At 59.9% G+C, this 25866-nt stretch carries 34 protein-coding genes; 15 read left to right on the top strand and 19 right to left on the bottom strand.

Annotated elements, in window-relative coordinates:
* Positions 1-22: 22 nt before the first annotated feature.
* Entirely contained in the window at positions 23-547 is a 525-nt protein-coding gene (locus tag VFO29_08825; GenBank protein HET9393602.1) for a hypothetical protein, read from the top strand.
* Here VFO29_08825 and VFO29_08820 read toward each other — a convergent pair.
* Complete coding sequence (locus VFO29_08820) at positions 544-780, bottom strand: DUF6496 domain-containing protein (protein HET9393601.1); 237 nt, start codon at positions 778-780, stop codon at positions 544-546. The genes VFO29_08825 and VFO29_08820 overlap by 4 nt on opposite strands.
* A gap of 15 nt (positions 781-795) precedes the next feature.
* On the bottom strand, positions 796-1002 hold the full coding sequence (locus VFO29_08815; GenBank protein ID HET9393600.1) for a hypothetical protein: 207 nt from the start codon (positions 1000-1002) through the stop codon (positions 796-798).
* A 55-nt stretch (positions 1003-1057) separates the two neighbouring features.
* Between VFO29_08815 and VFO29_08810 the strand changes: the two genes are divergently transcribed.
* On the top strand, positions 1058-1774 hold the full coding sequence (locus VFO29_08810) for a hypothetical protein (GenBank protein HET9393599.1): 717 nt from the start codon (positions 1058-1060) through the stop codon (positions 1772-1774).
* A gap of 24 nt (positions 1775-1798) precedes the next feature.
* Here VFO29_08810 and VFO29_08805 read toward each other — a convergent pair whose 3' ends face one another.
* The gene (locus tag VFO29_08805) at positions 1799-2041 is read right to left on the bottom strand and encodes a hypothetical protein (GenBank protein HET9393598.1); all 243 of its coding nucleotides are present in this window, start codon (positions 2039-2041) and stop codon (positions 1799-1801) included.
* Positions 2042-2993: 952 nt separating this feature from the next.
* Here VFO29_08805 and VFO29_08800 point away from each other — a divergent pair.
* From VFO29_08800 to VFO29_08790, 3 genes are read left to right on the top strand one after another with little or no spacing between them, the layout of a single operon-like run.
* Positions 2994-3392 carry a hypothetical protein gene (locus tag VFO29_08800; GenBank protein HET9393597.1) on the top strand — a complete coding sequence of 133 codons (399 nt, stop codon included), beginning with the start codon at positions 2994-2996 and terminating at the stop codon, positions 3390-3392.
* Between the two features lie 53 nt (positions 3393-3445).
* Positions 3446-4012 carry a hypothetical protein gene (locus VFO29_08795; GenBank protein HET9393596.1) on the top strand — a complete coding sequence of 189 codons (567 nt, stop codon included), beginning with the start codon at positions 3446-3448 and terminating at the stop codon, positions 4010-4012.
* The gene (locus VFO29_08790; protein HET9393595.1) at positions 4009-4326 is read left to right on the top strand and encodes a hypothetical protein; all 318 of its coding nucleotides are present in this window, start codon (positions 4009-4011) and stop codon (positions 4324-4326) included. The genes VFO29_08795 and VFO29_08790 overlap by 4 nt, the downstream gene beginning before the upstream one ends.
* Positions 4327-4359: 33 nt before the next feature.
* On the opposite strand, the gene VFO29_08785 is transcribed toward VFO29_08790, so the two are convergent.
* Positions 4360-4587 (bottom strand): helix-turn-helix transcriptional regulator, encoded by a 228-nt coding sequence (locus VFO29_08785; protein HET9393594.1) that lies wholly within the window; start codon positions 4585-4587, stop codon positions 4360-4362.
* Positions 4588-4661: 74 nt separating this feature from the next.
* Here VFO29_08785 and VFO29_08780 point away from each other — a divergent pair, with 74 nt between their 5' ends.
* A complete protein-coding gene (locus VFO29_08780; protein HET9393593.1) occupies positions 4662-5207 on the top strand; it encodes a helix-turn-helix transcriptional regulator in 546 nt (181 codons plus the stop codon).
* A 2-nt stretch (positions 5208-5209) separates the two neighbouring features.
* On the opposite strand, the gene VFO29_08775 is transcribed toward VFO29_08780, so the two are convergent.
* The 3 genes from VFO29_08775 to VFO29_08765 are packed head-to-tail and all read right to left on the bottom strand — an operon-like array spanning position 5210 to position 7444.
* Entirely contained in the window at positions 5210-6181 is a 972-nt protein-coding gene (locus VFO29_08775) for a hypothetical protein (protein HET9393592.1), read from the bottom strand.
* A complete protein-coding gene (locus VFO29_08770) occupies positions 6142-6798 on the bottom strand; it encodes an alpha/beta hydrolase (protein ID HET9393591.1) in 657 nt (218 codons plus the stop codon). Before VFO29_08770 ends, VFO29_08775 begins: the two co-directional genes overlap by 40 nt.
* On the bottom strand, positions 6788-7444 hold the full coding sequence (locus VFO29_08765; protein HET9393590.1) for a phosphoribosyltransferase: 657 nt from the start codon (positions 7442-7444) through the stop codon (positions 6788-6790). Before VFO29_08765 ends, VFO29_08770 begins: the two co-directional genes overlap by 11 nt.
* 420 nt (positions 7445-7864) lie before the next feature.
* On the opposite strand from VFO29_08765, the gene VFO29_08760 reads away from it, so the two are divergent.
* From VFO29_08760 to VFO29_08745, 4 genes are all read left to right on the top strand, one after another.
* Positions 7865-8326 (top strand): hypothetical protein, encoded by a 462-nt coding sequence (locus tag VFO29_08760; protein HET9393589.1) that lies wholly within the window; start codon positions 7865-7867, stop codon positions 8324-8326.
* Between the two features lie 405 nt (positions 8327-8731).
* A complete protein-coding gene (locus tag VFO29_08755; GenBank protein ID HET9393588.1) occupies positions 8732-8929 on the top strand; it encodes a hypothetical protein in 198 nt (65 codons plus the stop codon).
* Between the two features lie 3 nt (positions 8930-8932).
* On the top strand, positions 8933-9598 hold the full coding sequence (locus VFO29_08750; GenBank protein ID HET9393587.1) for an HAD family hydrolase: 666 nt from the start codon (positions 8933-8935) through the stop codon (positions 9596-9598).
* A gap of 10 nt (positions 9599-9608) precedes the next feature.
* Positions 9609-9761 carry a hypothetical protein gene (locus VFO29_08745; protein HET9393586.1) on the top strand — a complete coding sequence of 51 codons (153 nt, stop codon included), beginning with the start codon at positions 9609-9611 and terminating at the stop codon, positions 9759-9761.
* 8 nt (positions 9762-9769) lie between these two features.
* Here the strand turns inward: VFO29_08745 and VFO29_08740 are convergent, their stop codons facing one another.
* From VFO29_08740 to VFO29_08730, 3 genes are all read right to left on the bottom strand, one after another.
* A complete protein-coding gene (locus VFO29_08740) occupies positions 9770-9967 on the bottom strand; it encodes a helix-turn-helix transcriptional regulator (GenBank protein HET9393585.1) in 198 nt (65 codons plus the stop codon).
* Positions 9968-9973: 6 nt separating this feature from the next.
* Positions 9974-10315, bottom strand: a complete 342-nt coding sequence (locus tag VFO29_08735) for a hypothetical protein (protein ID HET9393584.1) — start codon at positions 10313-10315, stop codon at positions 9974-9976.
* A 106-nt stretch (positions 10316-10421) separates the two neighbouring features.
* Positions 10422-11216: a transporter gene (locus VFO29_08730; protein ID HET9393583.1), complete on the bottom strand. Its 795-nt coding sequence runs from the start codon at positions 11214-11216 to the stop codon at positions 10422-10424.
* A gap of 120 nt (positions 11217-11336) precedes the next feature.
* On the opposite strand from VFO29_08730, the gene VFO29_08725 reads away from it, so the two are divergent.
* Genes VFO29_08725 through VFO29_08710 form a run of 4 tightly spaced genes read left to right on the top strand, consistent with a single transcriptional unit; the run spans position 11337 to position 15723 of the window.
* The gene (locus tag VFO29_08725) at positions 11337-12128 is read left to right on the top strand and encodes an electron transfer flavoprotein subunit beta/FixA family protein (GenBank protein HET9393582.1); all 792 of its coding nucleotides are present in this window, start codon (positions 11337-11339) and stop codon (positions 12126-12128) included.
* Positions 12128-13114 carry an electron transfer flavoprotein subunit alpha/FixB family protein gene (locus VFO29_08720; GenBank protein HET9393581.1) on the top strand — a complete coding sequence of 329 codons (987 nt, stop codon included), beginning with the start codon at positions 12128-12130 and terminating at the stop codon, positions 13112-13114. Before VFO29_08725 ends, VFO29_08720 begins: the two co-directional genes overlap by 1 nt.
* 54 nt (positions 13115-13168) lie before the next feature.
* Positions 13169-14713, top strand: coding sequence for a tetratricopeptide repeat protein (locus VFO29_08715; protein ID HET9393580.1), 1545 nt, complete (start codon positions 13169-13171; stop codon positions 14711-14713).
* A 35-nt stretch (positions 14714-14748) separates the two neighbouring features.
* Positions 14749-15723, top strand: coding sequence for a histone deacetylase (locus VFO29_08710; protein HET9393579.1), 975 nt, complete (start codon positions 14749-14751; stop codon positions 15721-15723).
* Here the strand turns inward: VFO29_08710 and VFO29_08705 are convergent.
* Genes VFO29_08705 through VFO29_08695 form a run of 3 tightly spaced genes read right to left on the bottom strand, consistent with a single transcriptional unit; the run spans position 15715 to position 17796 of the window.
* Complete coding sequence (locus VFO29_08705) at positions 15715-16722, bottom strand: sigma-E factor regulatory protein RseB domain-containing protein (protein HET9393578.1); 1008 nt, start codon at positions 16720-16722, stop codon at positions 15715-15717. The two genes, VFO29_08710 and VFO29_08705, sit on opposite strands and share 9 nt — an antisense overlap.
* Positions 16709-17227, bottom strand: a complete 519-nt coding sequence (locus VFO29_08700; GenBank protein HET9393577.1) for a zf-HC2 domain-containing protein — start codon at positions 17225-17227, stop codon at positions 16709-16711. The genes VFO29_08705 and VFO29_08700 overlap by 14 nt, the downstream gene beginning before the upstream one ends.
* Positions 17224-17796: a sigma-70 family RNA polymerase sigma factor gene (locus tag VFO29_08695; protein HET9393576.1), complete on the bottom strand. Its 573-nt coding sequence runs from the start codon at positions 17794-17796 to the stop codon at positions 17224-17226. Before VFO29_08695 ends, VFO29_08700 begins: the two co-directional genes overlap by 4 nt.
* A gap of 111 nt (positions 17797-17907) precedes the next feature.
* Here VFO29_08695 and VFO29_08690 point away from each other — a divergent pair, with 111 nt between their 5' ends.
* Positions 17908-18789: a hypothetical protein gene (locus VFO29_08690; protein ID HET9393575.1), complete on the top strand. Its 882-nt coding sequence runs from the start codon at positions 17908-17910 to the stop codon at positions 18787-18789.
* Here VFO29_08690 and VFO29_08685 read toward each other — a convergent pair.
* From VFO29_08685 to VFO29_08660, 6 genes are read right to left on the bottom strand one after another with little or no spacing between them, the layout of a single operon-like run.
* Entirely contained in the window at positions 18778-19779 is a 1002-nt protein-coding gene (locus VFO29_08685; protein ID HET9393574.1) for an SCO family protein, read from the bottom strand. The genes VFO29_08690 and VFO29_08685 overlap by 12 nt on opposite strands.
* On the bottom strand, positions 19776-20522 hold the full coding sequence (locus VFO29_08680) for a hypothetical protein (GenBank protein ID HET9393573.1): 747 nt from the start codon (positions 20520-20522) through the stop codon (positions 19776-19778). Before VFO29_08680 ends, VFO29_08685 begins: the two co-directional genes overlap by 4 nt.
* Positions 20519-21550, bottom strand: coding sequence for an ADP-glyceromanno-heptose 6-epimerase (rfaD, locus tag VFO29_08675; protein ID HET9393572.1), 1032 nt, complete (start codon positions 21548-21550; stop codon positions 20519-20521). Before rfaD ends, VFO29_08680 begins: the two co-directional genes overlap by 4 nt.
* Before the next feature lie 44 nt (positions 21551-21594).
* Positions 21595-22716: a permease gene (locus VFO29_08670; GenBank protein HET9393571.1), complete on the bottom strand. Its 1122-nt coding sequence runs from the start codon at positions 22714-22716 to the stop codon at positions 21595-21597.
* On the bottom strand, positions 22713-24134 hold the full coding sequence (locus VFO29_08665; GenBank protein HET9393570.1) for a multicopper oxidase family protein: 1422 nt from the start codon (positions 24132-24134) through the stop codon (positions 22713-22715). The genes VFO29_08670 and VFO29_08665 overlap by 4 nt, the downstream gene beginning before the upstream one ends.
* Positions 24134-25864 carry a c-type cytochrome gene (locus tag VFO29_08660; GenBank protein ID HET9393569.1) on the bottom strand — a complete coding sequence of 577 codons (1731 nt, stop codon included), beginning with the start codon at positions 25862-25864 and terminating at the stop codon, positions 24134-24136. The genes VFO29_08665 and VFO29_08660 overlap by 1 nt, the downstream gene beginning before the upstream one ends.
* Between the last annotated feature and the right edge of the window lie 2 nt (positions 25865-25866).

Here is a 25866-nt window from a genome sequence, read left to right as displayed (position 1 = left end):
GTCGTGCGTAGAAGTGCGCAGTATGAGCGATAGCGATGTTTTCCGGGCAGTGCTCGACGCACGCCGTGCGTGGAGCTACTACCTCGACGCGACCGAAGAGGACGAAGAAGAGCTGTACGAGGCGTATCTGGAGACGGCGACCGAAGCCATTCCGTACGTCGGCGGTTTAATCGAACTGTGCGTCGAGGCCAACCTCATCGCGATCTCCGCGCACGATCGCGAAGATCGCTACGTTGACTTAGCCGCCACCGGCGCGCGGGTGCACGCCGATGCAATCATCGAGATCGCCGGCGATATCGTGCTGGGACACTCCGACGAACTGCCGTCGTTCGAGCGGCGTTCGCGCGAAGAAGATGAAGAAACCCGTTTCAACCGGGCGCGCGAAGTCTTTCGCGAAATGAACCGGCCGGACATCAGCCGCGCAGTCGAAGAGCTGCGTCAATTGCGCGACGAAGCGCTCCGAGGCGGACAGAATCCGCTGGCGGAACGCCTGTCGCACATCCTCAGTCTGTTGCAGATATCGCCGCCGAGGTTGACGAGCGACTAGCTCTTCTTGCGCTTCGGTACTTTGTCGCCTTCACGGCGAGCCTCGGAGAGGCCGATCGCGATGGCTTGCTTCCGGCTTGTAACTTTCTTGCCGCTACGTCCCGATTTTAATTTGCCGCGCTTCATCTCGTGCATCGTGCGCTCAACTTTGCGTGACGCCTTGGGTCCGTACTTCCGCTTGCCTTTTTTACGAGCGGTCGTTTTCTTGCGGGTAGTTTTGCGTTTTCGTGCCATGTGTAACTCCTAGGTTTACTCCGTGCTCGGGGCACTGTCGGTGTCGCCCGATGATTTCGTGACCAAAGCTTGCCTAAGGGCTTCGCGCAGCTCCGCGAGTGCGGGATCGAGCCCGCTCTGCTGATCGAGCCGTTCCAGCGCGAGCAGTACACGATTTGCGCCGGGTGCATCGAGCCGGATTGCGATCTGCCCGTGAGCAGCCGAAAAACGGTCAGCTTCCATATAACTCCTTTTACCCCGAACGGGCATTTAAACTATCATGCTCGAAGGCGCGATCATGATACCACCCGGAGGCCCCGATCAGGCCTCCTATCACGTTCACACGCATCCGTCGCGCGCCGAGCACTGGCGTCACATCGCGGAGATCGCCGCGCTCGTTATCGCTGCAGGCTGGGCATTCTACGTTTTTGTGTACCAAGAACGGATAAAACCGGCGAACCAGCCGATAAACGTTGAATCGTCGCTTGCGGTCGCCCATCAGGTCCAGCGCTCGAACATGGAGTTCGTCAGCGTGACCGTGAATTTCCATAGTATCGCGGCATCTCCAGCGGATCTTGCGGGCATCGCCGTCAATGTGTTCGGCACCCGATTCTTGCCGCGGCAGCACCACCAGGTCTACTTACATCCGCGTACGCGGGGCTTTACGGAAATATACAATACGCTCGACACGCAGAACGCCGTGCTGCTCGCGTCTTTCAACCACCTCTGGCAGCCTTTTGGCGGAGGCCAGGTCTTTCATTTGGATGCTAATGGCGCCGGCAACGTTTCGTTTTGGTTTGGTGTCAATCGTGGTCAATATGATGTATTGACTGTTGGCTACACGTACTGCTTTGTGAGGACGGGAGACCAGCGCACCTACGCGATTGCGATCGATCACCGGCCGGACGGCTCACTCAATTTTCCGGCGGGGATTGAGAACAGTCTTCCGGGAGGCAAGACCGGCTACCGCTGTGTTCGCGCCGCGGGTTCAGCCACGAATGGATTTCCGATCTGATGCCGGACGAGCCCAAAGAGATCTTTATGACTGCAGCAACGGTTTGAGATCGAATCGGCCGCGAGCTAGCGTCAGCGGCTTCCACAGATCGCCGAGCTTCTCAACCCGCTTGAGCGCATTGAGCATCGTAAAATCCTCGGGCTCGATTCCGCGCTCGACTTCTTTCCACGTCACCGGCATGGAAACGCCGGCATAAGCATTGGGGCGCACGGAATAGACCGAAGCGAGAGTCGCCCCCGAGCGATTCTGGTTGCAGAAACGTCGCAACGGTTGTGTTAAGGGGCACCTTGGCGCACGTAACGCGACCGCGATTCCATCGATTTTCGTCAACCCATTGAGGCGTTATCTTACCGCGTAGCCAACACTATCGGGGCATGCGGACATTCTTACGGCTAGCCTGGAAACTGCTTAAGCGAAATAGATACCGAGGGTCAAGACTCCGGTTAGTGGGTCTATGTGTTCCGCTGAAACTACGAGTATCGTGAAACCGGGGGCCCTGGCATAAATAGCGGTGCCCGCACCACTACTTAGGGTACGGATAGGCAGCCTAAATATGTTCTGTCCGATCTCCTTGGCATCTGGACCGGGCGTGAACGTTAGCTCCTTGTCTGCGAAGGCTGCGACTGCGCGAACGTGTGCTGCGTAGATGTTGTCGCGACGGTCACGAGAACAACCCATGTACGTTAGGGTCATTCGTAACCTATCCCAACTGATATTTTGGAAATGCTCTGGCGCAGGTAGCGTTATCTGCTGCTGTCCGGGACCACCAGTGTGTAGGGCGGTCGGGCCCGGCAAGTTGGGATTTATCCATGTGACCGTCTCGTATCTCAACCTCCAAGCGACGGATCGGCCGGCGAAATAAAGCAGCCATGACAATATGAATGTCGCAATAAAGACTAGGAGCGGAGCGAGCGGTCCCGGGATTGGCCCGACATTGTGGAGCTGCAAGAACGCGCTACCGAAAGCCTGGGCCAGAGCCCACAGAACTAGCGCGATAAAACTTCCAATAATAGTGGCGGCCACAAGATCGGAGAACGCCTTGTCGCTCAGTCGTTCGCGCCACCAGCTCATGAGCGGTCGCTTCTGGAGCAACCTAGCCGGCCCCTTAACTCAAATGGGACGACCACCCGACGGATGGCGCTCGGCGAGGTGAAAGGCGGCAAAACAAGCGAGCCAGCGCTTGTTGATTTTATTGTAATCAAAATACTACAATAAACTCATGGCAACTACGGAAAGCGACCAGGTTATATCTCTGCGCCTCTCGCCGGAAATCCTCGACTTGGTTGACCGCGCCGCAGAAAGGGACTTCCGCAGTCGCTCAAACCTAATCAAGACGCACCTCGCGCGAACGCTGGACTTCAGCCGGCCGGCCGACGTAATCAGGCGGATCACCGAATCTTTCTATCATGAACAAATCAATTTCGGCATGACGCAGCACCTGGAGGAGATCCGCGCGCAACTCGCGGGCGCGAAATGGATGTTGACAACTCTCTTGGGTGAACAGGTCAAGGAGGAGGTTCTGAATCGCGTTCGCCATCAAACGGAGAAGGCGATCCCGTCCGTTGTTCCTTTGAGTTCTGACGGGAATCGCTACGGTGTTGACCTGGATGCCGGATAGGTGTGCATCACGTGACTAAGACGGAATTGCGCGAGCCCATATCATCTTGGGCTATGGCCGGCATTGCGGCCGTCATCGTGGGGATCGCCGTTCTCTTAGCCGTAATCTTCGTCGGGCTCATAACGAAGTCGCACGCCGATTCGGTTGCAAGTGTAAGCGGGGTGGCAATCACTGTCCTCGGCTTCGCTATTACCCTAATTCAACTCCACCGAACGGAAACGGCAGCAAGCGCAGCAAATAAGGCTGTCGGCACGGTACGTGCCGACCTTGGCAGGTACGATACCTTAACCGAGTTAACGAAGGCCGCCTCAACTCTGCAAACCGTGTCGGAAATGCATCGCGACAAGAAGTGGGCCCAACTCCACGAGCGATACTCTGATGTAAAGCGATCGCTGGCGACGGTCAAGGCTATGCACGCCACGATGAAAGCGGAGCATGCGGGATTTCTTGATAGTACGGCCGCGGAGCTAACTGAAATGGACAATTACGTCGAAAAATTTTTGAATGGCCAAGGTGTGCCCGAACCAGACATTGCCTCGTTTAACAAGTCGATATACCATCAACTTGATTGGTTAAACGAGGTGTCCGCCGACATTCGTAGCCAAGTAGGGATGAAATGAGCACTGTTGATCCCAAGGCCGTTGAGGTTTTGCGGCTCGTATTGGATAGGACAAAAAAAGGTGCCATTTCGTGGTTGGCTCAAGGCGACGTTGTCACCACTCGCGTTGGTGAAAATCGCATCACGATTAGGAACATGGCTGAGTTCTATAATATGGCCATTACGAATGCCAACGGCGACCTATTAACATCGGTTGACTCGCGCGCGGGCGTGATCCCGGGACACTGGATTAGGGAACTTTTTGAACTCGCGCGGCGCCAGACGCTTAAAGTTGACGAAAATCTGGATTCGATGATAAACAAATTGAAGGGTTAGCGAAGCGGGGCACGCGCGAACGAGTCTTTGGGCCTAAATCAGCCTCATGAAGCGGGCTCGGTCCACGCCTAGGATATCAAGGATTTCGAAAAGTTCTATGACGTCGAGCCGCCGCTCGCCAGACTCCACCTTACTGATGAAGGATTGCGGCCGGCCCATTTGTCTGGCCACTTCGCCTTGCGTGAAGCCCCGCTTTTCACGCTCCCTGACCAGCAGGGCGCGCAAGACCGCATAACGGGGTGAATAGATGCTGCGGCTCACCCGTTTACTCTAGAACCCCTATTGGGATATCCCAAAAAAGGATAAAGCGCTTTAGCGATTAACTCAAAGGGCTTATGCGGCCACGGAAGAGCCTATCGGAAGAAGGCATCGCGACACTGCATGAAGTCGTCATGCGAATCGCGCGGGAATTGGAGGACGCGGTGCCCCAATCCGACTCGCGACCAACCTCCGCGACCGCGCAGCAAAGAGGCCACCGTCGCCATAGGCATCGCGCCGTACCCGCACGCACTGTCAATGAGCAGTTGATTGAATTAGGGGCCCACGGAATCCTCAAGCAGGCTATCGCGCAAAAAGTAGGGTTCGACCCCTCTTATCTTTCACAACTACTGCGCCGCGGCATGAACGCGAAGATGTTGCTTAAGATCGCCAAAGCGGCCGGCGTGCCGCCCCAGCATTTTGAGGAGTATGTGGCAAAGGCGGCCCCGGAAAAATTAATGCATGACTTGGAAATGCTCGAGGTGCTGCGAGCCTATTTCTTTGAAGCCGACGAATTTACGAAGTGCCGTCTCATCGAGCGCTCACGCCAGATTCTGCGTGACGAGTTAGATGTGGATTACCTCGAACGGCTGCGGAATAGTCCAGGTACAAGTCGGGAGTAGAACTATCCGCCAAGGCCCATCTCCTTAATCAACGCGCCAAGGTTGTACCTCCCCCGTTTCTGCAGAAGGGGCGCCCACAAATCCCCAATTCGGTTTACGCGCTTAACCGAATTTAGTATGGTGAAGTCTTGCGGCGTTATTCCGCGCTCGACTTCCTCCCATGTCACCGGCATGGACACGCCAGCGTAAAGATTTGGCCGAACACTGTAAATACTACTTAACGTGCGCCCACTCGCATTTTGGTTGTAATCCACGAGCACGGTGCCCCGCGGGCGTTTGGCCACCTTGTACTCGACCGTGAGCAGGTCGCGGTGCGCGCGCGCGAGCTCATGCCCGATACTCTTGGCAATTGCCCACACCTCGTGCTGCTTGGGGCCGCGCTTAATTCCCACGTAGAGATGCATGCCGTGACCGCCTGAAGTCTTCGCGAAGACCGTCATTTTGAGCGCGGTAAGCGCATCGTTTACGATCAGCGCGGCTTCGCGCACGGCCGAAAATGGCGCTCCCTGCGGATCGAGATCGAAGTGCAAGTAATCCGGCTGATCGGGCGAGTCGCAAGGCGCGTACCATGGATTGAGGTCGATGCATCCCAAGTTAATGAGCCACAGCAGCGCCGCGCGGTCCGGCGCAAGGGGAAAGTCGATGATGCCTTTGCCGTGCGCGATCGGACAGGTCTTGATCCAATCGGGGCGCGACGGCGGCGTGCGTTTCATGAAGAAGAAATCGCCGTCGATCCCATTCGGATAGCGTTTCATGACGATGGCCTTGCCGCGCAGGTGCGGCAACAGCACCGGCGCGATGCGCACGTAATACTCGAGCAAGTCGCGCTTGCGCAGGCCGAGTTTCGGCCAGAAGACCTTATTCAGGTTGGTTAGCCCGACGCGGTGGCCGTCGATCTCGACCGTTGCCGCTTCGGCGTTCTTTGGAAAGATGCTCAAGCCGGACGCCGTTCCGGCAGGTGTTGCAGAAACCATCGCTGCGCAAGCGAAACAACCTCTTCGAGCATACCCGCCTCTTCGAAGAGATGCGTCGCATCGGGAACGATGGTAATCTCGTGGCTGCTTAATTGCGTCGCCGCTTTGCGGTTCAGCTCCAAGACGACGGGATCTCGCGCGCCGACAATCAGTAATGTAGGAGCGCGGACAGCCCGGAGTGCGTCGCCGGCGAGATCGGGACGGCCGCCGCGCGAAACGACGGCGTAAATGTCGTTGCGTTCGGAGGCGGCCAGAAGCGCCGCGCCGGCGCCGGTGCTTGCGCCGAAATAGCCCACCGGCATCCGCGCGAAGGCTTTTTGCCCGCGCGCCCAGTCGGTGACGGCGGTTATCCGACGCGCCAGCAAGCCGATGTCGAAGCGCAGCGAAGCCGTGCGATCATCGAGCAGTTCTTCGTTTTTGGTGAGCAGATCCAAGAGCAACGTTGCGATGCCGGCTTCATTGAGACTGGACGCGACGAAGCGATTTCGCGGGCTGCGCCGCCCGCTGCCGCTGCCATGCGCGAAAATGACCAAGGCACGCGCGGGCTCGGACATGTTGAGATCTCCGGTGAGCTTTCGATCACCGGAACCAAAGTGGATTTCGCGCTCAGTTGCCATCCCGGTCCGTCACCGGTCGCGCGCGACGAAGCATTAGGCGCACTTCCTCATCGTCAACTTGCCTGAAATCGTGGTACCAGGCGCCGACGCCGCGAAACGGCTCGGGCGTTTCGGCGCAGACCATTTCGTCCACGTGCCGTGCAATCGCTTCGCACGTTTCGAGCGGAGCGACCGGAACGGCCACAATCGTGCGGCTCGGCGATCGCGCGCGCAATGCCAGGACGGCCGCGTACATGCTCGCGCCGGTTGCGAGGCCATCATCGATGAGAATGACGGGTTTGCCGGCGACGTCGTGCGCAGGCAAGCCGTCGCGGTAAACCGCTTCGCGCCGGTTCAGCTCGCCGAGCTCAGACTTGGTGACGGCATCGACGGTCTCTTGGCTGATGCGCAGCTGCGCGATCGTGTCTTCATTTAAGACGCGCACGCCTCCCGATGCGATTGCGCCCATGGCGAGCTCTTCATGTCCGGGAACGCCGAGTTTGCGCACCACAAAAACATCGAGCGGAGCGTTCAATGACCGTGCCACCTCGAACGCGACCGGCACGCCGCCACGCGGAAGCGCGAGCACGCGCGTATTGCCGCCGGCATAAGCCGACAGCTTTTCGGCCAGCCGGCGTCCGGCGTCAGCGCGATCGCGAAAGAGCATTCAGCACAACTTTGTGAGCGGCCGCCCAAGCGCCCTGCGGGTCCGCCAAGCAGTAAAGGGGCGCTCCATTCAATAAGAGTCGACCGCCCCTTCGTTATGGGACGGTGGTGGAACAGGTAGACACAGCAGACTTCGTTGGAGCCGCGGACCGGGAAACCGCCCGCGGGATGCGCTCAAATTCGGTGAACGCTTTTGCAGAATGTGCAAGTGCCAACGCCGAGCCAAGCCGCAAGCGCGGAAGGTGTAGAGACTGGACGGGCGCGGCCTACGTGGCGTAAGCCATAAGGTCAAGGCACAGTCCGGACCATCAAACGCCTAAAAGGGCGGTAGCGAAAGCTATAGTGGTGCGAAAATTTGCTGGCCGAAAGGCCGTCCGAGTTCAAGTCTCGGCCGTCCCAGAATACGTTAGCTTCGCAGCACGTGTACAAGACGATATTTGATCTGGGCTCGACAAACCCGATCGACTGGGTTGAGCTCATTCCCGCTCTGCTCGCTATCGTTTTTTTGACGGTTGGTTTAATCATTACGCGTGGCAAAGCGCGCTCGAACGGGCTGCCTTGGTGGGTGCTGCTGGCGTTCTTCGTCTTATGGACTCTTATTGCCGGACTATTGCCGTACGCCAGCTACCAGCGTAACCTGGGCTTGTATCGCTCCGGCCAATACCACGTGGCTGAAGGACCCGTCGAACTTTTTCAGACCAGTCGTGACGGGAAAGACGAGAGTTTCATCGTGGGTAGCTCCGTGTTTGACTACTCTTGTTATGAAGCTCTTGGGCGATTCCATAGGGCGAATGCATGCGGCGGAGCCATCAGGCCCGGCATGCGTGTGCGGCTAACTTACGTGAATGATGCAGACATAGTGCGCGTGGAAAAGCGGCTATGAATGGCTGGCGGCGTGCTCCGCAATTCGCCTTTTCACAAGTTTCCGAATAAGTGCAATTGGTAACGGATCGTCCGGCTGAAAACGGATGGTCCCTTTGTGCGTGTCGTAAGCTTTGAGCTCACTTTTGTGCACTCGAATCGGGTGCGCGCCGGCGTGAAAGGCGCAGTGTTTCGCAGCCGCGGCATATGCGACGAGCAGCTTTCCGTTTAGGCGGAAGGCCGGCATCCGGTAACTGATGCACTCCTCGGCCTTAGGGCTGCGGCCTTAATGGCCCTCCGCAGCCTCTCAAGCGCAGCTCGCTTCTCGCTGCTCAGGCGCCCAAGGTACGCGTCGACGGCTTTTGATCGCATGGCTAAGTCCATTTCGGTGGAGGCTACCATGGCCTTTTTCGGGTAGAAGCGCGTCATGGACGAGAAACTTCCAAGAGACGAATTCGGCGAGATACCGCAAGACGATCTGACTGAGAATCAAACGAAATTGGACGGCCCGGAGCGCGACGACATCGAGCACGATGAAGCGATGGATCCTGGGATCGATTCGCAAGAAGACGATCGCGCGATGGAAGAAAACATCTTCGGCGTGAACCAACCGAAGAAGCAATAAGCCTTGGCGGCATTCATATTCGATCTCGATGGGACGCTGGTCGACAGCGTCTATCAGCACGTCATGGCGTGGCATACCGCGTTGCGCGAGTGCGGCTACGATCTGTCCATTTGGCGGATCCACCGGCGCATCGGCATGAGCGGCGGCCTGATGATGCGTGCGCTCACGCGTGAATTGAATATGGACCTGGACGAAGCCACGGTAAAGCGTCTGACTGAGCTGCACGCGCAAGAATTCCGGCGGCGCGCGCCGTCGATCTCCGTATTACCGGGTGCACGGGAATTACTCGCGGATTTGCGGGAAGCGAAAATCCCCTATATTATCGCGACGAGCGGCCGGCTCGAAACGGCCCAGCCGATGCTGCAACTGCTCGGCATCGGTGACGACGAGCCGGTTATTACTCGCGAGAAGGTAAAGCGCGCCAAGCCCGATCCCGATCTCTTTCTCGCCGCCGCCGAAGCGCTGCACGTGCGCGATGTAGATACAATGGTTGTCGGCGACAGTGTTTGGGACATGCTCGCGGCGCGGCGCGCGAACTTTCTAGGTGTTGGATTACTGAGCGGCGGATACGGGCAACAAGAACTGGAGCAGGCCGGAGCCTATCGTGTGTATGCCGACCCCGAAGAGATGCGCCTGCATCTGGACGAGCTCGGCGTGCGCGCAGACTAGAAGGATGAGTATGGAACGCGAACGACTCGACGACGAAGACCAAACCGAGCGCGAGAACGACCCGCATGAATCGGCCGAAGCGGTCTACGGCGACACGGACCTAAATCCGAACGCCGACGACCAAAAAGACGCGCATCACGCGGAGCCGGACGAGCACGTCTAGGGGTTTCTTCACTCGGAAGCCGGATCAAAAATATCTTCGACGGACTTTTCGAACAATTTGGAGATCTTGAACGCGAGCGGAAGGCTGGGTGAATACTTTCCGGTCTCCAGCGCGTTTATCGTTTGCCGGCTTACGTCTAGCCGGCAGCCTAAATCTGCCTGCGACCAGCCGCGTTCGCTTCGTAGAACTCGTAAGATGTTTTTCATTGCGAGCTAGCTATACCGGCGCGATGCGATGGCGAGTCCGACTGCCCAAGTGAAAACCAGAACGGGCATAACGAGCGACATTGATAGTCTGGGAAAATGCGCAAACGACTCCAAGAAGCCGTAAGAAAGTGTCAGGATTGCCGTAATCAAGAACGAGAATTGGATCCCCTCCGATTGAATGCTGCGCTGAAGTTCGTCCAGCAAGCGCATCCGGTCTATGACCGCGATGGCGGCAAAAACTGCAGGAACTATCGGAACGAGGGCAACCGGAATGACGAGCCAAGACGGGACGAGTCTGAAGTTAAAGGCCGCGGCTTGCGCGATCACCGCGAGAATGTAGACGGCCATCCAAAACCAGAACCGACCCATGTGGGAGCCCCGAAATATTGTATGCATTGGGGCTATTGTAAAGTGACCTTGTCATAATGTCAAGCTTCCATGACACCATTTCGGGCTAGAAGCGCAGGCCCAGGCCAACTCCCAGGTAGTGCCCTCGAGCTAGGTCGGTCACGATGCTTCCGAGTTCGGCGTCGACCTCGAACTCCGGCGCGAGTAGATACTGGATGCCCCCGTTGATGCCGAAAAGTGTGCCGCCGTCGGGACGAATCTTCGTCTGCCCGTAGGCCTCGGCGTAGAATTGCGTGCGTGGATTTGTTTGCGTCGTGAAAGCTACGGAAGGCAGCGCCGAAAAAAATCGCGCGCTGCGTCCGTTCAGGTCTTGTGAATAAGAAGATTGCACGCCCAGCGTCGTTGCGAAGCCCGAAACGGATGAAAGGGAACGACCGTAGTCAAAATTGATCGTTGCCAGCGGACCTCCCGCGGTGAAAGCCGGCGCCCCCGTTGGAAACGTGTAAAGCAGATCGATTGCGGCCACGTTCGCGTCGTCCTGAAAGTATTCATATTTCGCCCCCACGCCCATGTCCAGAAAGCCGCGCTGCGTTGTTGCGCCTCCGCGCTGCACTTCGTAGAGCGGGCCGATGATATCGAACTCGACTTTGCGCGCCGCGCCGAAGCGTATGAAGCCCTGCGGGTAGATCGCCGCGCGCGAGCCGTCGGACAGCGACAGATTGTTGTAGCCAAGCTCCCAGACGCTCTCGCGCGGCTTGACGGCGCAGGCGCTGAAACCGATCGTCGGGCGATTCAAGGCCGCCAACAAACTCGTGGTCGCTCCGCCGCACGGGTCCGTGCTTGCGGCTCCGGGCGTCGGCGACGGACTCGGCAGGGCCGCCGCGGCCAATATGAGAATCATTCCTAAATTCATTGACGGCTATATTCCGGCGCGGCAGGGGCGTCCCTGCACCAGGCCCAATGAACCCGGGTTCTTTCCAACCCCTCCCGGGGTCTGTGCGTTTATAAGGGGCTCTTTCGCGTGAAAATCGTCGTGACCGTGAAGTTGGTGCCGGATGCCGGCGCCGTGAAACGGATCGATCCCGCGACCAAGCGCCTCATGCGGACGGGCGTGGAGACTGCGCTCAATCCGTTCGACGAATACGCGATTGAAGCGGCGCTTCAATTAAAGGAGCGCCTCGCGGATGATTCCACGGTTACGATCTTTACGATGGCGCCCGAAAGCTCCAAAGAGACGCTGCGCAAAGCGCTGGCAATGGGTGCGGATGACGCGGTGATGCTCAGTGATCCGGCGCTCGAAGGCAGCGACGCCGTAGTGACGTCGTATGCAATGGCGCAAGCGCTCAAGAAAATCGGTTTCGATCTTATTCTTTCCGGGGCGCTTTCCGACGACGGCAACACCGGCGGCGTTCCGGGCGCGCTAGCGGAATATCTTGGCGTTCCCGGGTTGACGAACGTGCGCAAGATCGAGGAGGCCGGCGGCGGCCGCATCAAAGCGCAGCGCGAAACCGACACCGGTTACCAAGTCGTGACCGGTCCGCTGCCGGCGCTCGTCACCGTAACGATGGCAGTCGGCGAACCGCGCTATGCATCGCTCAAAGGCATCATGGGCGCGAAGAAAAAAACGATCGACACGCTCTCGGTGAGCGATGCGGCCATCGATCGCCCCGTCGGCAGCGACGGCGCGAAAACCGAAGTTGTCGCAATAGCGGCGCCGAAGGCGCGCGAAAAAGCTCGCGTGGTTGAAGCCGCCGACGGCGAGAGCGGAGCACAGGCGATCTTTGACTTTCTGCGCGAACGGAAGCTCGTTTGATGCGCGACGTCGTCGTTTTCGTCGAGCACAGCGGCGCGCAAACGCGCAAGGTCACGTTCGAACTCGCAGCGGAAGCGCAAAGGCTTGCGGATGCGCTGGGCGGCAAAGCGCATGCGGTCGTGGTGGGCGGCGGATCCGCGGAGCTCGCAAAGCAGCTGCAAAATCATCCGCTCGACAAGATTCATTACAGCGACGATGCGGACGTCGACAAGTTCTTGCTCGATCCGCAAGTTGATTACTTGGAAGCCGTGGCCAAAGCCGTCGGGCCGTGCGTGATTCTCGTTCCGAACACGATGCTCGGCCGCGATATCGCCGGGCGGATCGCGGGACGGCTGAACGCGGGGCTGACCTCCGACGTGACCGAGTTGCGCGTCGAAGGCGGTCAGGTGCAATGCGTCGCGCCCAAACTCCAGGGGTCTACGATTACAACGTGCGCGTTCAAGAATGCCGACTATGGCGTGATTACGGTGCGGCCGAACGCGTTTGCGGCTGCCCCGCACGCGACCGGAGCCGAGCTCATCGCGCTTGAAAAGCCGTCCGGCAAGGCCTACGGCATGGCCATTGAGAGCGATGTTGAAGAAGCTTCCGGCGAGATCGGGCTGGAGGAGGCTGCGGTCGTCGTCAGCGGTGGCCGCGGGATGGGTGGTCCGCAGCCGTTCGAAACCCTCCTCAAACCCTTGGCGGATGCTCTGGGCGGCGCAGTCGGCGCGTCGCGAGCGGCCGCAGATGCCGGCTGGGTGCCATACAGCCTGCAGATCGGACAGACCGGCAAGATCGTCAGCCCTCAACTCTACATCGCCGTTGGAATCTCGGGTGCGATTCAGCACAAGGTCGGGATGCAAACGGCGGCCACGATAGTGGCGATCAACCGTGACGGCACGGTACCGATAGGCGAGACCGCGGATTTGCTCGTCGTCGGCGACCTTTTTCAAATCGTTCCCGCGCTTACACTCTTGGTCCAAAAGGCCAAAGCTGCTCACGCGTGACGTTCGCCCCGGTTGGGGCGTTAACACCGTAGCAATTCTATAAGGACGTCAGACTTGAAACGTATCCTACTGGTCGCCTCGTTCGTTGCCGCGCTTGCCTCGGCGCTTGCTTTCTCTGCCGGCAGCGCGCACGCCGACCTGGTTGCCGCCGCCAAAGCGACCGCAACGCCCTCGCCGACGCCGGCCCCGCTTCCGACCGCCTCCCCCGAACCGCCTCAGATTGCTATTCCACGCCTTGAGGGGCTCCTGAAGACGAATCCCAACGACCGGGACGCGATGACGCAGCTCGCCGCGCAGTTCTTGGCATTGGGCTCGCCGCAGGCGGCGCAGGCCGCACTCCAGCTGACGCAGCGTGTGATTCAGCTCGGCACGAAAACGGCACAAATCTATTTCCTGGACGGGTCGGCGCAACAGACGCTCGGCAATTACCCGGCGGCAATCGCCGATCTTGAAAGCGCGTCGAACCTCGAGCCGACCAATCTGACGATCCTCAGCCAGCTCGCGCAGCTGTATCTCAAGACGCAGCCGCCGCGGTTTGCCGACGCCGAGCGCATCGCCAACCGCGCCGTAACCTTCAACAAGACCGAGCCGTCAGCGTACGTCGTCCTCGGCATCGTTCTCGCCGCCGAGCAAAAATGGGATGACGCGCGCAAACAGTTCGACCAAGCCTATCTCCTGGACCCCAAAGACGTCACGCCTTTGATTCAGGAAGCGCAAACCTGGGTCGCGCAAAACACGCTGCCCAACGCGTTGACGTCGATCGAGCGCGCGATCGCGGCCGATCCGAAAAATGTGCGGGCACTCGTTTTTCGCGCCAGCATCTACGCCAAACAGAATAACACTTCGGCTGCGGCGCAGGCCTTCGACGACGCCATTGCCGCGGGCAGCAACGACTACGAGAAGGCTGCGATCATCGTTCAAAAAGCACTGATGTACGCCACAGCCAAGCAGCCGGCTCAAGCGCAAGCCGTCTTCGAGGGCGCGTTCCGGCAATATCCGAACGTTTCGGCGCTGCACACCGCCTACGGCGAGTACTGGATGGCGAATCGTCAAACAGCGCGAGCGGAAGCGCAGTTCATCCAAGCGGTACGAATCGACAAGAACGACACCAGCGCGCTGATCGATCTCGCGCAGCTGAAGATCGGCGAAAAGAAACCTGCCGATGCCGCGGGCTATCTGAAACAGCTGGCAGCCGTGGCGCCGAGCGGGCAAACGTATGCACTGCTCGGCCAAGTGTACGTCTCAAGCCATCAGTATGCACTGGCACGCGCGGCCTGCATGCAGTCGTTTCAAATGGCGCGCAATCCGGACACGCTGGCTTGCATCGCCGGTTCCGACTACAGCGTGAAGAACTTCAAGGAAGCCGCCACGCTCTTCACGATCTTGGATACGCAAGTCAAGGGCTACATGCAGCAGCATCCCGAGTACTTGTACATGGAAGCCTATTCGTTCGGTCAGACGAAGCAGCCGGCGAAAGCGGTTAGTACGTTCAAGCGTTTGCTAGCAATGATGAAGCCCGGAACGAAAGAGTATAAGCAGATACAAGCTCAGGTAGCCGCTCTTCAAAAAGCGGCGCCGCCGGCGAAGAAAAAACCCTAACGAGAGTCGTCTACGACGAGCTTTTCCGCGATCACCTGCGTGGGGTTCCGTTCCCGGAATCGCCCGCGCGGGTTGAAGCGATTGCGGATTACTTGCGCCGGCGCGGGGGTTTGGACGATCTGCTGGCGCCGCGAGACGCCACCCAAGAAGAAATCGAGCGGGTTCACACGCGCGGATATTTCGATCTCGTGCGCGCGGAGATCGCGCGGTTACAGGGCACGGCAGGATATCTTTCAACCGGCGACACCGTTGTAGACGAAAACTCATTCGCGGTCGCGCTGCGTGCCGCCGGCGGCGCGATCGTTGCAGCCGAAACGGCAATGCAAGATGGTAAGGCAACCTTTGCGGTCGTTCGCCCGCCAGGACACCACGCTGAACCCGCTCGCGGGATGGGATTCTGCGTCTTCAACAACGTGGCGATTGCGGCACGCGCCGTACAGGCGCAGAGCGGGGCGCGCACGCTTGTGGTCGACTTCGATTATCACCACGGCAACGGTACGCAGGCCGTCAGCGGTGACGGGCTTTCCTACGTCTCAACGCACGCATACCCGGCGTATCCGGGTACCGGTGGCGTCGAGGAAAACTACGTGCTTCCCGGCGGCGACGCAATCATAAACGTGCCGCTGCCGCCGCACGCATTCGGCACCGAGCACTTCGTCGCGCTATGGGAACGGCTGCTGCGCATCGCCGCGCAGCGCACGCGGCCCGACCTGTTGATCGTAAGCGCCGGCTTTGACTACGTCGCGGGGGATATAGTCGGCGATTTAGGCGTCGATGTGGACGCCGCCGGGCAACTGGCTGCCGCCATCAACGCGACCGCGCATGAATTTTGCGGCGGGCGAGTCGCCTACGTGCTGGAGGGTGGTTACGGCCTGGACGCACTCGCGCGCTCGGTGGCGCAGATCGCCGACGTGCACGACGAAGATCGCACGTCAGAAAGCGGTGCGCCGGACCGCGCGGTCCCTGCTGCGCAGCGCAATCTGTTGGAGAAGATCGAGAACTTAGACTGAGCCGCCGATGCGCGTCAGTTCGGCAAGCGATAACTCACCGACGAGCGCGAAGTACAACCCGCCTTTGTTCCATGCCAGCAGGGTCATCGCGCCGTCTTGAACGTACTGCGCGTCATTGGATTGAATCTTGGTTCCGTGCTGCGTGTACCGGCTCATATCCACGGCCGCGCCGCGCGCGTTTTCAAAGAGCGATATGGTGCGCAATCCGTCGGAGTAGAGCAAGTGCAAGGTGCGCACGCCCTTGATGGTGTTCACCTCGCCGGCGATGGGCAGAAAGCCCTCGGGCAAATACTTTGGACCAAGCGCGTGGAAGCCGGCGCTCTTTACGAGCGCTTGCAAGTCGTTGGACGGGATGCCTTCATCCTGACCACGCACCTGCGAGAAGCCCGACGGCACGTCGAAGACTTGCGGCTGGACGGCGGTGTAGCGGATCTGTTCGAAGCGCATTTGGTTCGTGACGGTGCCGTTGCTGCCGAAGCGGTCTTTCTCCAACACGAGCTTGGTTTCGGCGTCGAGCGAAAGCCGTATCACGGTTTCGCCTGTGTATTTGTTGACTAACAGCACCTGGACCGCTCGTCTTCCCGCGACGCTCGTATCCGGCCCCATCACGGCTTTGTAGTTGCGCAGCAGCATGCCGAAGTTGTCGTCCAAGGCCACCTGATCGTCCAGCGCATTATTGCGCGCGACGACGATGCGGCTCTTGTGGACGTCGACGTCGTACTCCATGCTTCCGCGAATGATGATCGAGTCGCCGTACAGCGAATCGGGCGCGAGGTACCAGCGCCGCGTGAAATCCGGCGCACGATGCTCGATACGGAAGAGCACCGCGTTCGCGTGGCTGCTGCCGAAGTCAACGTTCTGAATTTGTCCGACGTAGGAAAGTTTGCTGTATGCATCGACCGCCTGGCGCAGGAGCTGCGCCGGGTCGGTGCGCTGCGCCGCGCCCGTTAGGAGCGCGGCGAGCACGAGCGCTGCGGAACTCGCTTTACGGATTGGCATCCGCCATATACGAGGCGGTTAACGCGACGGCGTTTGAAGCTTTGGCGGAGCTGCTCGTTTCAAGATCCCCGGAGCTCGAGCTCGCGCGATCGCTGAACGGCACCGTGCTATTGAAGACGGCGTGGTCTTGCAAGTAGTACGCGGCGTCGATGGGAGCGGCGCCTCGCGGCCCCATGTAAGCGGTTCCAAAATACGCGGCCAAGGCAATGGCGGCTGCCATCGGCAGAGCGACGGCGGGGCGCAGCCAGCCGGCGATCTTTTGCAGCGGCGAGGGCTGGGCGGAACGGATACGTTCCCACAGTTCGGCCTTGAGCATCGGCGGCAACTCGCGCGTTTCGGCGCGCGCGTAGGCGCGCAGCAAGTCCGTCAACGCCAATTCGGCGTCGTACTCGGCGCGGCAAGCCGGGCAGGCTTCGAGATGCGCGTAAACGCGCGCGTCCTCTTCCGGAGCGAGCCCTGCGTGCATGTAATCGATCAGGAGTGGGTTGGCAAGATGCTCTGTCATAATTTTTTCTGCTCCAGTTGTCGCTGCACTAATCTTCGAAGTAACGCCCGCGCGCGGTGAAGCCTCGATCGGACGGTTCCGATCGAGCACCCCATGATCTCGGCGATTTCCTGATAGCTGTACTCCTCGATATCCGCCAAGACGATCACTTGCCGCTGATCACCTGAGAGCTGCTCCAGCGAACGCGCGAGCGGTTCGCTCAGCTGGCCCTCGACGTAGTCCTCGATGGGCGACACGGCCAGTGGGCGCCCCCCCGCGAACTCCTGCGGCGCATTGTCCTCGGGGATCTCCTCTTGGTAACGTCCCTTTCTGCGCCGAAGTTCGTCCCGGTGCAGATTCGTGACGATCCGGTAGATCCACGATAAAAACGAGGTTCCAGGCACGAAGGAGCGCCAGGCCCGGTAGACCCGGATAAAGGCCTCCTGGGTCAGGTCGCGGGCATCGGCCTCGTTGTGCGTTAGCCGGTAGGCGAAATTATAGGTCGCCTTGCCGTACTGCTCGATCGCCCGCTCCAAAAAAGCGGCCTGCTCGGGGGTCGGCGGTTGGATCGGCTTACGCGGAACTCCCATTCAACCGTCGTTTTACCCGTACGCTTGGTTCCGGACCTGGCAAGCGCAGGCAACCGCTTGTCCGGGCCTCGTCCCGCCGGATGGGTACCTTGATATGGCAATGAGCGTGCGATGCGGGTAATCCGGGCGGAACAGCTCACGCGGGCCGGTGAGGCATCGCATGGTGAGCTGGCCGAAAATTGCATCTTTGGCGCTCGTTGCGAGATTGCCGGCGTGGTCATGGAGTTGCGGACCGACCTGCACGAGGTAGCGCGGCTTTTCGGACTACGGTATGCCGATCATCCCGCTTCGCGCGAACCCGACTTTTGCTATTACGTTGCCAGTTCGCGGAACGGGTATTCGTTTTGGTCTGACCATGCGCCGTCGTGGCGCTGGACGCAGGGAACGCTGCCGCCGAACGCCATTGCGTTTCTGGCCGACGCGGTCATGCTCTCGGCCGTCATCCGCTTCGATCCCGACATGGCCTCGATTCACGCCGCGGCGCTGGAGTACCGGGGCACCGCGATTGCGATCGCCGGACATTCGAGCGCAAACAAGATCGCGGCCCTGATGGCATGCGTGCGCCGTGACATGCACGTGTATTCGGACGAGCGCGCCATCGTGCGCGGCAATATCGTCTATCCGTTCTTGCGCCGCTGCTCCGTGCGAACCGCGGGTCCCCGGCTGCTGCTGGCGGATCACCAGACGTTGCCCGACGTGCCCGAGCTCTCGTTAAAAACGTGTTTTGGCGCGGCTGCCATCGCCGACCCGCGGCCGCTCGGCGCGCTGTTCGTGCTGGCCGGTTCGGGCAATTCCGCGTCGCTGGAGCGCATCGACGCCGCGAGCGCGCTGCCTGCGATTACGCGCTGGTTCGATGCGCGAGGCGACTTGATGGATCGCGTGACGCGCGCTATCGCACTGTTGCGCGGCCTCCACTGCTTCCGGCTGATCCTTGGATCTCCCGACGCAACCGCGGATGCGATCGGCAACGCGATTTTGTCGCTACGAGCCTGACGTTCCCCAGAGCCTGCGCGCCACCCAACTTAAGAGAACGAACGAGATGGCGGCGATGATCAAGAAAAGCATCGTCTCCAGGGCAACGATTCCGGCGAATTGATTGCCGCCGCACAGCGCCGTAACGCTGGCGATCAGCCACAGCTGAAAGCGGCCGAACGGGTTGCTGACCATGCCGGCAAGGTGCTTGGCTTGCGCCGCCATCGAATCGGGCGTGAAGCCGGAGGTTTGCACGACTTGCGTGATCCGGCCGTCGGGCGCGGACAAGAACAGCCTGTCGTTGTGAATCAGGTTGCCCTTCTCGACGCGCAGCGACGAGATGCCGAAACGATCGAGCAAATTTGCGATCTCGTGCGGCTGTCCGGTAACCATCGACCAGGCCGCGTTGTCGGCTCCGAACTGCCGCGCGTAGCGCGCGAGCACCGAAGGCGAGTCGTAGACCGGATCGATCGTCACTTCGACTAAGTGAAAGTGCGCCGGGTCGAGCTCGCGCTGCAGCGCCGCGAACTTTGCGCTAATGATCGGGCACTCGTCTTTACAGCGCGTGAAGATGAAACTGACCAGGCTTACTTTGCCGCGCACCGCGGCCGCGAGATCGAAGAGCTTCCCCTGCTGGTCTACCAGATGCGTATGCGGCAGATAGCCGCCGACGTCGAGCGCTTTTACTTTTCCGGTTTGCGGCAACCCGGGAACGAATTCTCCGGCGATCGCTGCATCGTACCAGCGCCAGGGCCGCGTGCTGCGATCGATAAAGCCGTCGATCCCCACGCCCGCACTCAACGCAACCGGCGGCTCGACGCGATATGCGTGCGTCATAGACGGCAGCGTGCCGGTCACGGCGTCGTTGCGAATAACCGCAGTGTCTTTTGACGTAACCGCCAGCACCGTTCCGTGCACCGGAATGATCGTGCCGGCGGTTGCGGTTCCAGTGGCCAGCGCCGCGATGAGGATGGTTAAAAGGGTCGGCCCGACAAGGCCGGGATTCTTCATACGCCGGGCGGGAACGTGTAAATTCGCGGAGCCACGATCGGCGCGCCTACTTCGAGCACGACTTCCTGGTGAGAGCGCAGTGGAATGGATGAGAGGTCGCCGTTATACTGCGCGCCGTTGACGAACGCCGTAACGGCTCCCTTGAACGGTCCGACCTGAGTGCGGCTGAGCGGCTGTCCCCAGATGTCGAAGAAGTTTCCTAGCGTATAATTCCCGCCGGCTGGTGCGATGGCACTCCCGGCTTCGACGTGAATAATGCCCGTCGCATCGTGGGTGTGGATCCAGTATAAGCACACACCCTGCAATGTCCCCACGATTCCAACGTTCCGCGGGATCGCGATCTGTTTGCCGTTCACGAAAAGCGAGAGCTCCGTGTGCACGTGCAAGATCGCCTGCTCCATCGATTCGCAAGGGATCCCGTCGACGAGTGCACCCCGGCCGCCGGTCGGAAGATCCGCCGACTGGTTGATGGCGACCTTAAAAAAGTTCTTGCCGACCGCAGTAGGCGGTTGCAAGACGATCGGCTTTGACTTCGCATTTGGGCCCGGCGTCGGAGTCGAATTGACGAAACTCAGCTGCGCGTTGCGCGCCGAGTTTTGCACGTACGCCATGATGCCGAATCCGGCGAAGATGAGGACGATGACGATCCCGAGGCCGATATAGATCGACGTCATGGGATCGCGGCGCGGGGGCGGTCCGGATCCGCCGCGTTCTTGGCGGCGCCGGTCGGCTCGAGAGCTCATGCGCTGCGATTAACTGCCGCGGACGATTCCGCCTGCGGATCGAGGCGCCGGCCGGGCATCAAGTAGTTGCGCACGTAATCTTCGACTGCTTCGTTCAGCGGCGTAACCGGGCGTTTATAGCCGGCCGCGCGCAATTGCGCGATGGTCGCGCAGGTGCAGTACTGATACTTGTCGCGCAGCGTCGCCGGCATGTCGATAAAATCGATCCGCTCGGGCACGCGAAGCGACCGGAAGATCGGCCGCACTAATTCGAGCCACGTGTGAGGCTCGCCCGAGCCGACATTGTACAACCCGTACGCGTCGCGTTCGGCCAGATGCAGCGTCATGTCAACCGCGTCTTTAACGTAGAGGAAGTCGCGGCGCTGCTCACCGTCCTTGTACTCGCTGCGATAACTCTTGAAGAGTTTGATCGAGCCGGTGTCTTGAATTTGATGAAACGCCTTGTCGACGAGACTGCGCATGTCGCCCTTGTGCTGTTCGTTCGGGCCGAACACGTTGAAGTATTTGAGGCCCGTAATGCGATCCAGCCAGCCGCTGTCGCGCGCGAAGAGATCGAAGCGGTGCTTCGAGTACGCGTACATGTTCAGCGGTCGCAGCGAGTCGAGATCGCCGTCGTCACGCAGATCGCGCTCGAGGGCGCCGTACGTCGCGGCTGAAGAAGCGTAGACGAAACGTACGTTGCGATCGATCGCCCACGTCGCCACCTGCTTGGTATATTCGTAATTGTTGCGCATCAGAAATGCGGTGTCGGTCTCGGTGGTGGAAGAGCAGGCGCCGAGGTGCAGCACCGTGCGCACGTCCGCGAAGCTTTGCGGCCGCTCGCGAACCGCCGCTTCAAAATCGCTTGCGTCCGCGTAGTCTCGATAGCGCAGCGGGACCAGGTTCTTCCATTTCTCGGATTCATCGAGCCGGTCGACCACCAGGATGTCGTCGATTCCGCGCAGGTTGAGCGCCCATACCAGCGCGCTGCCGATGAAGCCGGCGCCTCCGGTGACCACTATCCGTCCGCGATCGAGCGAGTGCGACATGCCCTACGTTTCCGCTCCGGGCACGCCCGCGCCCTTGTTAGCCGCTAGTGCGCGTGTTCGTGAGCTGGGCAGTGGTGCGCCATCGGGTGCTTGCGGTTCAGGTACCACAGGTACGCAGCAAGCAAGCCAAAGACGATGTTCAGCCAGAACGTGTAGTTGATCGAGAACATCTCCAAGTGCGAGCGAATGTCCGGATTCGGGTGCGGGATTGCGCCGAAAGCGCCAAAGGCTAACTGCATGATGATGCCGGCGGCGACCATCGTCACGAAGAAGACGGCGCCGATGTAGGCCGCCATTTTCAATCCGTAGTAACGCCGGTACACGTCCAGCAGCGGCAGCACGATCAAGTCGGCGTATAGGAAACTGAGCACGCCGCCGAAGCTGATGCCGCTGCCCCAGAGAATCGCCGCCATCGGAACGTTGCCGATCGAGCAGACGAACGAAACGACGGCTATCAGGGGTCCGACTATGGCGTTCGCGAGAACTTGCACGCCCGGCGGCGCGCCGTGTAAGAAGAGCGCGCTCCAGACGCCGTTCGGGATAAACGCCGCAAGCGCGCCCGCGATCAAGAATCCCGCGGCCAGATCCTTCCAGAGCATCGACCAGTCCATCACAAAACTCTGCGCAACGAGAACCGGTGTCTGCGGGTCGCGCAGCTTCTCCCAGAACGTTGCGCCCTCTGCCATGTCGTCGTCATCGCCGCCGGTGACGTCAATGACGTGGCGGCGCGCATCGTCGATGAGCCGTTTCGGATATGTCGCCTTCACGATGACGGCCATGATGGCGATCAACAAAACACCGCCGAGCCATTCGGCCGCCGTAAACTGCCAGCCCATGAGAAGATACAAGATGATGCCGAGCTCGACGACGAGATTTGTGGATGCGAACAGAAACGCGAGCGACGGAATGAACCCGGCGCCCTTTTTGAAGAGGGTCTTGCTCATCGCCGCCGCCGCGTACGAGCACGACGAGCTCGCCGCGCCGTACGCCGTGGCGAGCGCGATCTCGCGCACGCCGTTTTTTCCCAGCTGCGCGGTCATGCGTTCCTTTGAAACGAGTACCTGGATCAATCCCGAGAGCAAAAATCCCAGGATCAGACTCCACGCGACCTGCCAAAACATCCCCGCTGCGAGGAGCAGCGCCTGCCCGATCGCCTGAAGGATCACGCCCGGTACACGACCTCGGTCATCATGCCGTCCATCATATGGATTGCGTTGTGACAATGCAATAACCAGCGCCCGGGCGGTGAATCCGCGCGGAAACGCCAGCTCAATGTGCCGCCGTTTGCGCGAACGAGAGATGTGTCTTTGGGAAGCGGCCGGGCAAGTGCAACATCGTCGATTCCCGTGATCTCAAAGACGTGGCCGTGCAAATGCATCGGGTGATCCATGTCGGTCTTGTTCAGGAGGCGCACGCTTACGATGTCGTTGCGATGCACGAATATCTTCGGTGTGTACGGATAGGTCTGGCCGTTGATCGTCCAGCGCGAACTGCCGTATTTTCCGTCGTCGAGCGTAAAATCGTAATGAGCTCCGCCCTGCGGCGGCAGAGCTCCCGCTGTGCCTCCCGCGTTTTGGTAGGTAAAATAATCGACGCCTTCAAGCGATTCCGTGCTCGCCATTGGCGGCGCATTTTCCATCGATTCGGTGTGAACGACGGCCGCCTGCTCGTACGCCAGCGGATCGCTCGAAAGACCCTGCAGCAGCCACGCTCCGGGAGCGTTTACCTCAAACCATGCGTCATAACGTTCGGCGACGCCCACCCGAAGCGCGTCGACCTCGACGGGTTGCGGCAGCGGATTGCCGTCACTATGCGTTACGACGAGACGATGGCCTGCCAGGCGCACGTAGCGCGTCTCCGTTGGATTTGCATTGAGGATCCGCAACCGCACGTGCTGGCCAACCTTTACCGGAAGCCGCTTCGTGTTCGGATAAGCAGCGCCGTTGATGCAGTGCGCGATGAATGCGATCTCATCGCCCATTTTGTCGTCCATGGGCATTTGCGTGAGCTCCGGCGAGCCAAGCGGATCGGTCATCGGGGCGTTCCCAACGCCGCGCATTGCCGGGTTGACTGTCGACATCCTCGGTACATCGTGAAAAACAAGTGCGAACTCGGCATCGGGTACCTGGTCGCGCGGATCCTCGACGATAACCATGCCGAAGAGTCCGCGCAACAGTCCATTGCTGACGTGATCGTGGTACCAACGCGTGCCCGGAGGGTCCGGCAAAAACTCGTAGACGAACGAGTCGCCACTGCGGACGGCGGCTTGCGTCACGCCTTCGGCACCGTCCATCGAGTTCGGCAGTATCATACCGTGCCAATGAATCGTCGATCCCTGGCCGGTGTTATTGTTGAACTTCGCCCGCAACCGCTGGCCGTGCACGATTCGCAGCAACGGACCGGGAATGGATCCGTTAAAGGCCAGTCCGTCGAAGCTGATTCTGGCCGCCGGTGAAAAGCGCATTGGCGCCGCTGTAAGCGTGTAATCCACGACATCGCTTGCCAGAGCGCGCGACGAGAGGTGGGGGAGCGTCAATACCGTCATTGCGCCCGCGCTCGCCTGCAAGAAGTGCGAACGCCGCATTACGATCCGACGCTTAAAGGCACGTCGAGCTCGTGACCGTCATACACGATTTGCACGATCCACGGCCCACCCATAGAGAACTCTATGCGGCCCGTGAAGGTGTTCGGGTCGGCGGGCGAAGCTTGCAGTTGAACTTGCCTGGTGTGATGCATGCCCGTGCCCATGTGCATGACCGGCAGCACGCTAACGCTGGTGGGAGCATTGCCCGGGAACGTCACGCTGATCGTTGCCTGATCGACCGGCTCCGAAGGAGAGAACGTCACGACCGGCATCGTATTCCCGAGTCCGCCGTCAAGCGCCCCCAGATAAGCCACGATGTCCGAGATCTGTGCGTCGCTGAACCCAAAGTTCGGCATCGGCGCACGCGGGTGAGCGATGAAGTCGGCGATCTGCGGGTTAGAAAGGCGATGCTCCAGGCCGTAAAGTGCCGGCCCGATTCCGCCGCCTTTGAGTCCCGCGCCGTGGCAGCCGGCGCATCCGTTGGCCTGCACCAGTTTCGCACCGTTGTTGGCATCGCCGGAGCTCGGCGACAGCGCGGTCGCCGGTAGTATTGTTGCGGGCGCGGTCTGCGCCGCGAGGTTTGCGGGCATATCGTGAAGGTTCGAGAGAATCCGCCGGCCGTTTTCCCACGGACCCGCATAAGCGAGCCGGAATGAAATCTGCGGCTTTTGCGCCGGCCCCATGCGAGCCTCGCCGATCAGTGCGAGGTTCGGCTGAAAGTTGTGCGCGAAGTCGACGACGTATTGGCGATTAAGCGTGTCGCTTGAGGCAACATCATAGCGTACGAGCGCGCGATCGTTTCGGCCGAACGCCCGGTCGGCTTCAAAGAAGTAGCCGTTGAGCGGGGCGTTCATAACGTCCACGTCGGATTGACTATCGTTGCCGCGATAATACATCGTCTGAAAATGCCAGCGGTTGTCTTGATACGCTAAGTATAAACCTTGCCGAGTCCACAGCTCGCTCTGAAGAAAGTCGCCGCTATCGGGATCGAGCAGCGGTGAATCTCCACGTATGGCGACCAAACCAATCTCCCACGGCACCTGCATCCCGCCGTACGACGCATTCACGTCGTAGGCGCGCGGGCCCGCAGTCTTGTTGAAATTCAACGCCTGGCCGGTTGGTCCGCTGCCGGCGATGTACGAAAGGTTGTACATGAATTCATTCGACATGCCGCTGAACGCCATACCCCAGCGCGCTTCGTCGGGGTTAAAATCATTTTGGCCATTTGTTTGCGTGGCCAGCAGATATGGCGAGAGCGTCCATGCGTGCGCCGGCATGAACGGAAAAGGCGTGTGAAATTTGCCGACTTGCAATGAGTTCGTGCCGCCGAAGAGCCCGTTCCACGAAAGCCACACCTGCTCGGTCTGTCCAATCTGCCCCGAATCGATAATGTGCTGCTCCGCATACCAGGTGAAGTTTCTTCCGGCGAACCCGCCGCCGAGCAGCGAAAGGTCCCCCACCTGCGTGAAACCTTTTTGATCGGACGTTCCGAGCACGGAGTCAACGTACAAGCGCACGCCGATCGGGAGCGCTTGATCTTGAGCGTGACGATTCAGGATTTGGAAGTTGGTCATCATCACCATCATCCCGTAGCGCGTCATGCCGGGAATTGTGGTGTGACAAGTCTGGCACGAGACACCTTGGCCATTGGCAAGGACGGGAATGGCCTGTGCTCTTGTGGTGAGCGCTCCGATGATGAACGCAATCCCAAATACGAAGCGAATGTTCATAT

The sequence above is a fragment of the Candidatus Rubrimentiphilum sp. genome, assembly GCA_035710515.1.
In the GTDB taxonomy this organism is placed as follows: domain Bacteria; phylum Vulcanimicrobiota; class Vulcanimicrobiia; order Vulcanimicrobiales; family Vulcanimicrobiaceae; genus Rubrimentiphilum.
The sequence above is the reverse complement of the archived record's forward strand: the minus strand, read 5'-3'. Positions and strand labels throughout refer to the sequence as shown.